The sequence below is a fragment of the Gemmiger sp. An194 genome (genome assembly GCF_002160145.1).
Classification (GTDB): Bacteria; Bacillota; Clostridia; order Oscillospirales; family Ruminococcaceae; genus Allofournierella.
The window spans coordinates 1-10,741 of sequence record NZ_NFKA01000033.1 but is presented as its reverse complement, the minus strand read 5'-3'; the positions used below and the strand labels follow the sequence as shown (position 1 = coordinate 10,741).

The 10,741-nt window shown below is 52.5% G+C and carries 11 protein-coding genes; 3 read left to right on the top strand and 8 right to left on the bottom strand.

Annotated elements, in window-relative coordinates:
- Positions 1–134: 134 nt before the first annotated feature.
- The 6 genes from B5F28_RS14590 to B5F28_RS13975 form a co-directional block, all read right to left on the bottom strand.
- Positions 135–749 carry a hypothetical protein gene (locus B5F28_RS14590; protein ID WP_143424762.1) on the bottom strand — a complete coding sequence of 205 codons (615 nt, stop codon included), beginning with the start codon at positions 747–749 and terminating at the stop codon, positions 135–137.
- A 6-nt stretch (positions 750–755) separates the two neighbouring features.
- Positions 756–1,601 carry a metal ABC transporter permease gene (locus B5F28_RS13995; RefSeq protein ID WP_164474895.1) on the bottom strand — a complete coding sequence of 282 codons (846 nt, stop codon included), beginning with the start codon at positions 1,599–1,601 and terminating at the stop codon, positions 756–758.
- Positions 1,585–2,307 (bottom strand): metal ABC transporter ATP-binding protein, encoded by a 723-nt coding sequence (locus B5F28_RS13990; protein WP_087296452.1) that lies wholly within the window; start codon positions 2,305–2,307, stop codon positions 1,585–1,587. The genes B5F28_RS13995 and B5F28_RS13990 overlap by 17 nt, the downstream gene beginning before the upstream one ends.
- Before the next feature lie 11 nt (positions 2,308–2,318).
- Positions 2,319–3,356, bottom strand: coding sequence for a metal ABC transporter substrate-binding protein (locus tag B5F28_RS13985; protein WP_087296451.1), 1,038 nt, complete (start codon positions 3,354–3,356; stop codon positions 2,319–2,321).
- A gap of 124 nt (positions 3,357–3,480) precedes the next feature.
- The gene (locus B5F28_RS13980; protein ID WP_087296450.1) at positions 3,481–3,777 is read right to left on the bottom strand and encodes a hypothetical protein; all 297 of its coding nucleotides are present in this window, start codon (positions 3,775–3,777) and stop codon (positions 3,481–3,483) included.
- A 36-nt stretch (positions 3,778–3,813) separates the two neighbouring features.
- Positions 3,814–4,209, bottom strand: a complete 396-nt coding sequence (locus tag B5F28_RS13975) for a Fur family transcriptional regulator (protein WP_087296449.1) — start codon at positions 4,207–4,209, stop codon at positions 3,814–3,816.
- Between the two features lie 339 nt (positions 4,210–4,548).
- On the opposite strand from B5F28_RS13975, the gene B5F28_RS13965 reads away from it, so the two are divergent.
- From B5F28_RS13965 to B5F28_RS13955, 3 genes are read left to right on the top strand one after another with little or no spacing between them, the layout of a single operon-like run.
- Positions 4,549–5,343, top strand: coding sequence for a diguanylate cyclase domain-containing protein (locus B5F28_RS13965; RefSeq protein WP_087296447.1), 795 nt, complete (start codon positions 4,549–4,551; stop codon positions 5,341–5,343).
- A 27-nt stretch (positions 5,344–5,370) separates the two neighbouring features.
- Complete coding sequence (locus B5F28_RS13960) at positions 5,371–7,503, top strand: sensor domain-containing diguanylate cyclase (RefSeq protein ID WP_087296446.1); 2,133 nt, start codon at positions 5,371–5,373, stop codon at positions 7,501–7,503.
- Between the two features lie 13 nt (positions 7,504–7,516).
- Positions 7,517–7,792: a DUF1294 domain-containing protein gene (locus B5F28_RS13955; RefSeq protein WP_247643500.1), complete on the top strand. Its 276-nt coding sequence runs from the start codon at positions 7,517–7,519 to the stop codon at positions 7,790–7,792.
- Between the two features lie 461 nt (positions 7,793–8,253).
- Here the strand turns inward: B5F28_RS13955 and B5F28_RS13950 are convergent, their stop codons facing one another.
- Both B5F28_RS13950 and B5F28_RS13945 read right to left on the bottom strand, forming a co-directional pair.
- Positions 8,254–9,642, bottom strand: coding sequence for a uracil-xanthine permease family protein (locus B5F28_RS13950; RefSeq protein ID WP_087296445.1), 1,389 nt, complete (start codon positions 9,640–9,642; stop codon positions 8,254–8,256).
- 201 nt (positions 9,643–9,843) lie between these two features.
- Positions 9,844–10,584: a DUF975 family protein gene (locus B5F28_RS13945; protein ID WP_087296444.1), complete on the bottom strand. Its 741-nt coding sequence runs from the start codon at positions 10,582–10,584 to the stop codon at positions 9,844–9,846.
- Positions 10,585–10,741 lie beyond the last annotated feature (157 nt).

The window sequence follows — 10,741 nt, the reverse complement described above, 5'->3', positions numbered from 1 at the left end:
CACCTTTAGGTGCTGCTGGAATAATGGCCCTTATAGGGCCGTTCTGCAAACCCCACGTTCAACGTGGGGTTATGATTTTGTATTGGCAGATCGTGAGTTGAAAATCCCGGACATATCCTGAAACAGGAGACCGGTTACAAGTCTGAAGGAGTTTCGAAAGTCACATTTTCCAGACGAAGAAAAATCATGCCATATTCCTCCAGGGAACGGTCTGCCTGCAGTTCTCCAACAACAGTTACCTCCGAACCGAAATCCGGATAATCCTGTGGATAGACAGCATCTTCCGGCATGATGATTTCAAACCCCTGCGCACAGCATGCGGTGGCATCCTGCACGAGCACAGCGCAGGAGATCTGCTCTGTTTCCGGGTCCTGATTGGTCGTGAAAATACCGGCCATCCGGATGGTCTTGCCGATATACTCCTCCGGCGACACGGACATGTTGAAGACCTCGGAATAGACCATAATACTGCTGAGTGTGGTCAAATCGATATCCGGGTCCCCATCGGAGGATTCAGCCGAAGCTGCGGAGGTATCTCCGGCGGATTCTTCCGGAGGTTCTGCCGGGGAGGCGGCGGAGCTGCTGGAACCGCCTGGTTCGGAAGAGGGGATGCTTTCTGCCTGAGAACTTGCATCTGTCCCGGCAGAAGAGGAGGACGCTGTGCCGGATTGAATGGAACTGCTGCTTTCACCGCAGGCTGTGCATGTCAGAAGAAGAGCGGCAGCCAATAAAAGAATTGCTTTTTTCATGGAATGTTACCTCCTGACGGTCCAGCCCAGAAGCGAGCACAGGCCAAAAAGAAGAATTTCTACGGCAACGATGGTAGAGCCCACGGGGGTTCCCGCCAGAATCGCAATGAGGATACCGGCTGCGGCGCAGAATACGGCAAGGAGTGCAGCACAAAGCGTGACCGAGCGGAAACTGCGGAACAAACGCATGGCAGACATGGCTGGGAACGTGACCAGAGCGGAAATCAACAGCGAACCCACCAGATTCATAGCCATCACGATCACCACTGCGGTCACAACAGCCAGAAGCAGATTGTAGCCCTTTGCTCGAATGCCGGTGGCGGCGGCAAAGCTTTCGTCAAAGGTGACGGAAAAGATTTTGTGGTAGAAAAAGAAATACAGGAACACTACCACTGCCGACAGAACCACGCACAGCCACACCTCGGTTTTGGTAAGGGTGAGGATGGAGGTGGAGCCGAAAAGGGTGCTGCAAACATCTCCGCTCAGATTGGAGGAGGTGGAAAATACATTCATCAGCAGATAGCCTATGGCCAGTGCGCCCACAGAGAGCATGGCGATGGCAGCGTCTCCCTTGATTTTGGCGTTTTGACCGGCGCACAGCAGCAGAATGGCACACAGGACAGTGATGCCCAGAACAAGGGGCATGTCATTGCTGAGATTCAGAACAGATGCGATCGCCATGGCACCAAAGGCCACATGAGACAGTCCGTCGCCAATAAAGGAGAAACGCTTGAGTACAAGCGTAACGCCCAGCAGGGAGGCACACAGGGCCACCAGAACACCTACTACAAGGGCATATTGAACAAAGGGGTAAGCCCAGTACTGGGCCAGTTTTTCAATCATCATGTCCATGCAGGGGACCTCCTTTCAGCTCCCGATCCCGGTAGCCGGGATTGGCTTGGATAAACTCCTCTCGTGTTCCGAAAAAGACCTGTTCGCCCAGATAGAGAATGTGACTGGCATAACGAAGCGCGGCGCTCGTATCGTGGGAGATCATAAGGATGGTCATGCCATCCTCCTTGTTCAGCCGGGCAATCACCTGATACAGCTCCCGGCTTGCTGTGGGGTCCAGACCGGTAACAGGCTCATCCAGCAAAAGCATCTTCCGGGCAGCGCACAGGGCCCGTGCCAGTAATACCCGCTGCTGCTGTCCGCCGGACAGTTCCCGGTAACAGCGCCCGGAAAGATACGCCATATCCATGCGTGCAAGAGATTGCCGGGCAAGCTCCTTTTCCGCCCGGGTATAAAAAGGGCGCAGACCGCACCGTCCCTGGCACCCGGAGAGCGCAACCTCCCAGACTGTAGCGGGGAAGTCCCGCTGTGTCTGCGTCTGCTGGGGAAGATAACCGATTTCATTGGCGCGCATTCCATCGCCAAAGGTCACAGAACCCTCCAAAGGTGCCAGCAGTCCCAGGATGGTTTTCATCAGGGTGGATTTTCCGGCGCCGTTTTCTCCGAGAATGCAGAGGTAGTCTCCGGCGTGGACAGTGAAGTTAAGATCCCGCATCAGGGCGGAATGATAGCCCAGAGCCAGGCCCTGGCAATTGATCTGAATCATAAACGCTCCTCTCAGGCCAGTGCGGTTTTTAAGGTCTCAAGATTCTGCTCCATGATGGACAGATAACTCACGCCTGTGGCCACATCGTCGGCGGTAACAGACTGCATGGAGTGGAGAACAAGAATCTGCTGGTTTTGGGCAGTGGTGTTGTCCACCACGGTGCGGGCGATGTTGTGGGTGGCGGTTTCGGTGGTCAGCACACAGGGGAGCGACAGCGCATCCACTTTTTCGGCCAGAAACGCAACAGTCTCAAAGCTGGCTTCCGTTTCCGCCGAGCAGCCGGAAAATGCCGCATAGTAAGAAAGGGCGTAATCATCCATCAGATAGCGGAAGGGGAAACGGTCCGCAAAGAGCAGGGTATGGTTGGAAGCGGAATCCACAACCGTCTGATACTGCCCGTCCAGTTCGGTCAGCTTTTGGATATAGGCGGCGGTATTTTCCGCGTAAGCATCGCGATGGTCAGGGTCGATTTGCCCCAGCGTGTCGGCGATGGCATTGCACAGAATAACAGCATGCTTCAAAGACAGCCAGATGTGTTCATCGTCATGCGCATGGGTACACTCTTCAGAATGCTCGTGCTCATCATGCTCATCTGTGTGTTCATCATGGGGTTCATCCTCGTGGGAATGAAGGTGCGCGGTTTCCTGCATCCCTTCCACGGTCTCCTCTGCTTTTACCTGATCGCCCAGCAGGTCCATCAGATTTACAGCCACCAGGTCGGGGTTTGTGGCGTGAGACAATGCATCCTCCACCCAGGCGTCCGATTCACCGCCGGTATAGATGAACAGATCGCATCCGGAGATGGTGACCATATCGTCGGCCGTGGGCTGGAAGCTGTGAAGGTCAACACCATTATCCAAGAGCATGGTCAGCTCCACATGGTCGGCTTGATCGCCCAGGATCTGTCGTACCCAATCGTATTCCGGGAAAATGGTGGTGACGATTCGCAGCTTTTTGCCGTCATTTTCAGGTGCGGCGGCAGAGTGACAACCGGTCAGAAAACCGGCTGCTATGACAAGAGAAAGAAGGATGGAAATGATTCGATTCATGAAAAGAAAACCTCCGAATTCAAACAAAAAACGAAAAAAGGGCGCAAAAATACAAGGGGTCCGGCAGTATCGGGCGCACCTGCTTAAAATGGGCAGACGTATCCCCCTTGTGGTTCGTTTTTGTTTAATTCAGTAGTTTTACTTTTTGGGAAACCAGAGAAGATGCAACGGATACATACGGACGACGCAGAATCAGCAGCAGGGCAAAGAAGCACAGCACACCTAAGCCTGCGGGCTTTGCGCAGGCGCTGGAAAGCTGAGATAAAAGAGTCTGGCAGGTCTGGATCTGGTGGCAGATGGCACAATGCTCTCTGCTGCAATTGTGATTTGTTTCCAGAGCAATGAAAAAGACGGAGAAGAGCAGGGCAGCTGCCACAAGCACAGTGGCGCAAATGGCGGCAAAGCGGTTTTTCTGGTGCATGTTCTTCTCCCTCCTTCGGGCATCGCAAAGCGATGGTTATTTTTGATGGCAGCTTTGGCAGGTGCCGTATAAAACAGTGTTGAGAATATCCAGATCAAATCCATCCAGTTCGGCCATGGCACGCGTCAGCCGCGCGGTATGCTCTGAATTCATGTGGAAGGTTTTTCCGCAGCAGGTGCAGGTCATGTGCAGATGAGATTGGCAATCCGGCGTGCCGATATACTGATAATAGGCTGCTCTGCCGCCGGATTTCATGCTCTTGCGGATAAGGCCTTTTGTTTCCAGCTGGGAAAGATTCCGATAAACGGCGCTAAGACTGATCTGCTGTTCGTGCAGCGTCTGGGCGATCTGCTGCACAGACAGCAGCTGATCCGGGTGCTGCTCCAAAAAGGCGACCAAAAGGTCCCGCTGGCGAGTGTCATAGTTTTTCATTGACGCACCCTCTTTGAATTTGCGAATTATTTGCAAATTAGGATAGCATCCCCGCTGCTGTTTTGTCAAGAAGCAGTTCGCTTTTTGCAAGCATCGAACATTCGGGTGGACTTACCGGAGCAAAATGCGATGATGCGCAATATGTGAATGACGGCAAAAGAGGATTGCCAGTTTGATTCTGGCGAGCAGATGGAACCCGTAAAGGTTAAAAAACTGGATATTTATATGTTTGTATGTTATATTTATATCATTGAAGCATTTGCTGTGCTGCAGATAAAACGTGCACAATCCTGCGAAATAATCGTGAGCAGCGTTGTGTATGAAGGACGAGGCGTTTAAATGATGGAATTAGAGCAGTTTCAGGCACAAATCAGCGATCCGACCGGATGGATGGAGCGGATCAGCCAAAGTACAGGAGACTACTATTATTTCTATGATTTTTCTACGGGGCTGGTCCATTTTACACGGAATGCTCTGAAAGCAACGCATATTTTTCATTTGGAAAAAACGGTGTGCACATTGGAGCAGTGGTGTGAATATGTGGATGACCGGGATGTTTCCCGTCTGAAACGGGTGGTGGATGATCTTTTAAATGGGAGGAGCAAGAACTATTCCTTTAATTACCGGGTGAAAAACTGTTGTGGGGAGAGCGTCTGGGTCAACAGCCAGGGAAAGGCGTTTTCAAACGAAACAAACAGAGTTGCTTATGCGCTGGGCCGCCTGTCCAGCGGTGCAATCCGTGAGGAGGAAAAGTTTGATAGCCAGAAGCTGCGGGAAGAACTGGAAGGATATTTGACGCATGCTCATCCCGGTTTCCTTCTTTTGATTGGTGTGGATAATCTGCGCACTCTGAATCTGAAGAACGGGCGGGATTTTGGCGATGCTCTTTTGCGGGATGTGAAATTTATCCTGCAGGATGAGGTGCCTGAGGGTTGTGAAGTTTACCGGATCAGTGGCGACTGGTTTGCGGTCAATCTGCCGGATTTGACGGCGATAAAGGTGAGTCATATTTTCGCAAAGGCCCGAGAACGACTGCGCGGCCAGTGCACCATTTCGGCGGGATGTGTTTCTTTTACGGACTATCATGTGGATGATAAAGATACGTTGCTGCAATATGTAGAGTTTTCGCTGTAGGATGCAAAAACCCACGGCAAAGACCGGATGAGTTTTTTCTCGCCAGAGAATTATGAGGAGCAGCTACGGAGCCTGGAACTGAAAGAGGAGCTGCGTAAATGTATTGATGAAGACTTTTCCGGATTTTCGCTGGAGTATCAGCCGCAGCTTGGGCTGGGAGATTTCACGGTATATGGGGCCGAAGCACTGCTGCGGTTTACATCTCCGCGCAAAGGGCGGGTATCGCCCGGAGAGTTCATTCCGCTGCTGGAACGGAACGGTCTGATCTGTGACGTAGGGCTCTGGGCACTGAAAGAGGCACTGAAGGCTTGCAAAGAATGGCGGAAGAAAATGCCTGGTCTGCATGTGAGCGTGAACATGTCCTATGTGCAGCTGACGCAGGAATCCATTGAGGAGGATGTGCTGGAGGTGCTGCACTCCAGTGGCCTGCCGGGCGATGCGCTCACCATAGAGGTAACCGAAAGTATGCAGCTGCAGGATTACCCCTATTTGAACAAGATCTTCCACCGCTGGAAGGAAGCGGGAATCGAAATTTCCGTGGATGATTTCGGCACCGGCTATTCCAGTCTCGGGCGTTTGAAAAATATGGAGGTCGACGAAATCAAGATTGACCGCAGCTTTGTGACCAATATCCAGAGAAGCGCCTACAATTACCGGCTGCTGAGCAATATCATTGAGCTGGCAAACGGTTCGCAGATCCGCGTCTGCTGCGAAGGCGTGGAAACGGTGGAGGAGCTGGGGGTTCTTCGGAAGCTCAAACCGGAACTGGTTCAGGGCTTTTTGCTGGCAAAGCCCTGCCCGGAGGACAAATTTGCGGAAGCCTGCATCAGAATCCGGAATCTGGATTTGAAAAAGGAGCCTGAGCTGCCAACTTGGCAAAAAACGGAAGAAGGGGCAGATATGGAGCCTGCCGGGGTGCAGGATGATGTGGCTGAGATTATTCTAAATGCAGAAAATGACGTGTTCTATCTGAGCGATTTGACCAGCTACGAGCTCTACTATCTGAACCCTGCCGGGCAGCGCCTGTTCGGTGTGCAGGATTACAAAGGGAAAAAATGCTATAAAATTCTGCATGGCAAAAATGCCCCCTGCAATTTCTGCACCAACGATGTGCTGAGCAAGGATTCCTTTTATATCTGGGAAAACCAGAATGAGTACTGCGGCCGCCATTTCCTGCTGAAGGACCGAATCGTTCAGTACCGGGGCATCCCGACCCGGATGGAAGTTGCGCTGGATGTGACAAAACAGGAATATGTGAGTCAGAATGCGCGGGAACGGCTGTTCTTCGCCGAGAAAATTGCGGATTATCTGGATACACTGTCCCACCATACAGACTTTAAAAAGGCCGTGAATCAGGTGCTGGCGTCGGTGGGCGATTTTTATCAGGCGGATCGTGCGTATTTGTTTGAACCGGCATCGGAGAACGATGGCCACTGGAATAATACCTTTGAATGGTGCGCTCAGGGCGTCGTTCCTCAAAGAGATGCGCTGCAGAGGGTAGCGCCTCAGGTAGTGGGTCGCTGGATGGAAGTTTTTGAGAAAGAGCAGTCGGTAATTATTTTGAATCTGGCCCCGCTCAAGCAGAGTTTGCCGGAGGAGTGGGCTGTTCTGGAGCGCCAAAATATCCAGCGGCTGATAGTGGCTCCTTTGCGGGAGAACGGTGCGACCATCGGTTTTATTGGCGTGGACAATCCGCGCACCTGTATCCATGATGATACGCATGTGCGGGTGCTCGCCAGCTTTCTGCTGGCCCGTATCCGGCAGGATCGAAATGAGCACCGGTATCAGGTGCTTCTCCAGCAGAGCAACGAGGATCTGCTGAAGGGCTTGCAGGTGGGCTTTTGGACCATTCGGAGGGAATCCGACCAGCCGATGCGAATGATCGTGAACGATACCATGCAGCAGCTGCTGGGCCTCGAAACGACGGATACACCCGCCCGGTGTTACAGCGACTGGTACGAGCGGATTCCAAAGGAGTATCGCAATGTGATGGAGCAGGCAATGGAACGAATGAGAACGTCCGGCGCGGTGGTCCAGATCATTGTTCCCTGGGAGCACCCGCAGTTGGGCCAGGTCCGGCTGCGTTTCTCCGGTTTGGTGCTGGAGGATAGTGAGCAGCGCTGCAAATGGAAAGGCTACTGCCGCCTGCTGCAAGAGTAAAGGAGAAGGTGAATTGAACCAAATACAAATTGGATTACTGGTATACTGGGCACTGATCAGCCTGATTTCCGTGGCCGTGTGTGGCTGGGACAAGCGTCAGGCGAAAAAGGGCCGGCGAAGAGTGCCGGAAAACACACTGTTGCTTTTGTGTGTATTGGGCGGAAGTGCCGCGTTCTGGGTGGCGATGTATCGCTTCCATCACAAAACCCGCAAGCCGAAATTTTATCTGGGCGTTCCGGCCATTCTGCTTGTGCAGGTTGCGATCGCGATCTGGGTTCTGGTGCGCTGACATACCGGATATTAATGCGAAAAGCTACCTTTCATTAATAATGTATAAGATAAAAGAACCACAAGCTATGCTTGTGGGCGAATCTAGCACGAGCGTCGAACAGAAAAAATGCCCGTTTTAACTAAAGGAACATCAGACAACAAAGAAGAGCGTAAATCCAGTTTAAGTGTCCAGCTGAAATAACCTTTGAGGCTATTTTAGGTGAATCACAATATATATTTGAGAAAGCATGGCCTATGGTATAGGTTTTAGTAGATACAAGAGTTAACCTACGGCGAAGGACAAATAGAAACAAGGTCGCAGTAGAAGAAGAAAGTAAAAAGCAACGCCAAGTGCAGTTGGCGTTGCTCATTACGCACCTTTAGGTGCTGCTGGAATAATGGCCCTTATAGGGCCGTTCTGCAAACCCCACGTTCAACGTGGGGTTATGATTGAGTTTGCTGTTTGCTGCAAAACGAAAATCAAACGCGCAGGCTGGCACCTTCGCCGGTGCCGGTGCTGTCGTCAAATTCATAGGTGTTGCCGGGCAGCAATGCGTTGAGCAGAATGCCGGCGATGGCAGCGATGGCTAGACCGGACAGGTTGATGGCAACATTGGCAACGGTAAAGGTCAGGCCGCCCACAGAGTTGAAGCCCAGGGCGCAAACCAGAATGACCGCGGCGATGATCAGGTTGCGGGAATTGGTGAAATCCACCTGGTTTTCCACCACGTTCCGCACGCCGATCGCGGAGATCATGCCGTACAGAACAAAGCTGATGCCGCCGATGATGCCGGCGGGGATGGAGTTGATGATGGCATCAAATTTGGGGCTGAAGCTCAGGATCATAGCGAACACTGCCGCAATACGGATCACCCGGGGATCATAGATTTTGGTCAGGGCCAGAACGCCGGTGTTTTCACCGTAGGTGGTGTTGGAAGGACCGCCCAGCAGGCCGGCCATGCTGGTAGCAAGACCATCACCCAGCAGGGTACGGTTCAGACCGGGGTCACGGATGAAGTTTTTGCCCACAGTGGCGCTGATGGAGGCCACGTCGCCCACATGCTCCATCATGGTAGCCAGAGCAATGGGCACGATGGTTAGTACTGCACTGATGAATTCAGGGCTTCCGTCAATGGCAAACAGGCCCATGGCCTTGGGGTTCAGGGGAATGCCGAACCAGTCGGCCTGCATTACACCGGAGAAGTCCACCGCACTGGTGACCAGAGCCACCACGTAAGAAACAAGGACACCCAGCAGAATGGGAAGGATTTTGATCATGCCCTTGCCCCAGATGTTGCACACGATCACGGTGCCCAGTGCCACAAAGGCCAGCAGCCAGTTGGTCTGGCAGTTGGTGATGGCAGAAGGAGCCAGAATCAGGCCGATGGCGATGATGATGGGGCCGGTAACCACAGGGGGGAACAGCTTCATGATACGGCGGATGCCGAATACCGAGATCAGCAGGCTGAACACCACGTACACCAGACCGCTCAGCGCCACACCCGCACAGGCGTAGGGCAGCATTTCCGTGTTGGGAATGGTCTGCTGGCCGGTTTCATCCACCAGCATGGGCGCGACGATGGCAAAACCACCCAGATAGGCAAACGAGGAACCCAGAAAAGCGGGAACCTTGCCGCCGGTGATCAGATGGAACAGCAGTGTGCCCAGACCGGCGCACAACAGAGTGGTGGAAACGCTCAGGCCGGTGATCAGAGGCACTAGCACGGTCGCGCCGAACATGGCGAACATGTGCTGCAGGCCGAGGACCAGAACCCGGGGTTTGCCCAGCGAGGTTGCATCGTAGATGCCCTGAGAGAAGTCGGTGGATGGCGATGTGTTTGGTGTTTCTTTGCTCGTTTCTTTGCTCATAGAATAAAAGCCTCCTCATTTTTATACGGACGTTCCGAACCGTGCCGCATATAGTCAACTTATCCTATCAAAAACAGAGCCTTGATGCAAGGTTGCTTTTGGAAAAAACAAGGGCGAAAAATTGGTGAATCATCCAAAAAGAAGGGCTTTGCCCCGGTTGGTCATAACCGCAGGCAAAGCCCTTCTTTCAATGATTGATGATTAGTACTGTGCAAATCCGCTCAGCTCGTCCGGGCCGGTGATGCCGGTGTCCATGGCCTTGCTGCGGGCCGCGGCATACAGTTCCGCATAGGTGGCCTGTGCATAGGGGTTTACGAAGAGGCCGCCGATCAGAACGATCGCGCCAAGCAGGTACCAGCCGATGAAAGAGAGATCCAGTACAAAGATATCCATTTTCTCACCATCGGTCATGGCGATGCTCAGCTCTTTGGCACGGTCAAAACTCATGTAGGGGTTTTCCGCCAGCAGGTAGGGGATATAATAATACTGATATTCCTTATAAATGCCGGGAATCACACACAGCAGGCTCCACAAAAAGATGAACAGATTCCGCAGGAACATTGTCTTGACCACATTCAGGTAGGCATTCTTGTTGCTGAATACCGAGAACAGGCTGCTGAACGGGGGATTACCGCAGCGGTTTTCCATCATGTAGCGGCACTGCGCCACTCTCATGGGGCCACCCACAAAGATTCCCCAAGCCAGGCCCAGCAGACCGACCACAATAATAATGATCCACATGACGGAGAAAATAAGCGACCAGTAGGGATCATAGCCAATGCTGTCCAGTTCCAGAAGCTGGGTCGGGAAATTAATGTTCACCGCGCCGCTGGAGCCTGCACCCAGCAGGCCACAGACCAAACAGGCCACAAATACCCGCCAATAGCTGCCTCGAAGCACGTTGCGTGCGTTACTCTTCAAAAGTTTACGAGACCAATACATAAAATCGCCTCCTCAAAGGTTGCTGTTTGTTGTATCATTATAGCATGAAGAATGTTTTCTGCCTAGGCATTATGTACAAGGAAAGACCTGCTAACAAAAGTCAAGTAGAAATTTCAGATTTGTGGGAGCGGCAAAAAGGCAACACAAAATCAAGCCG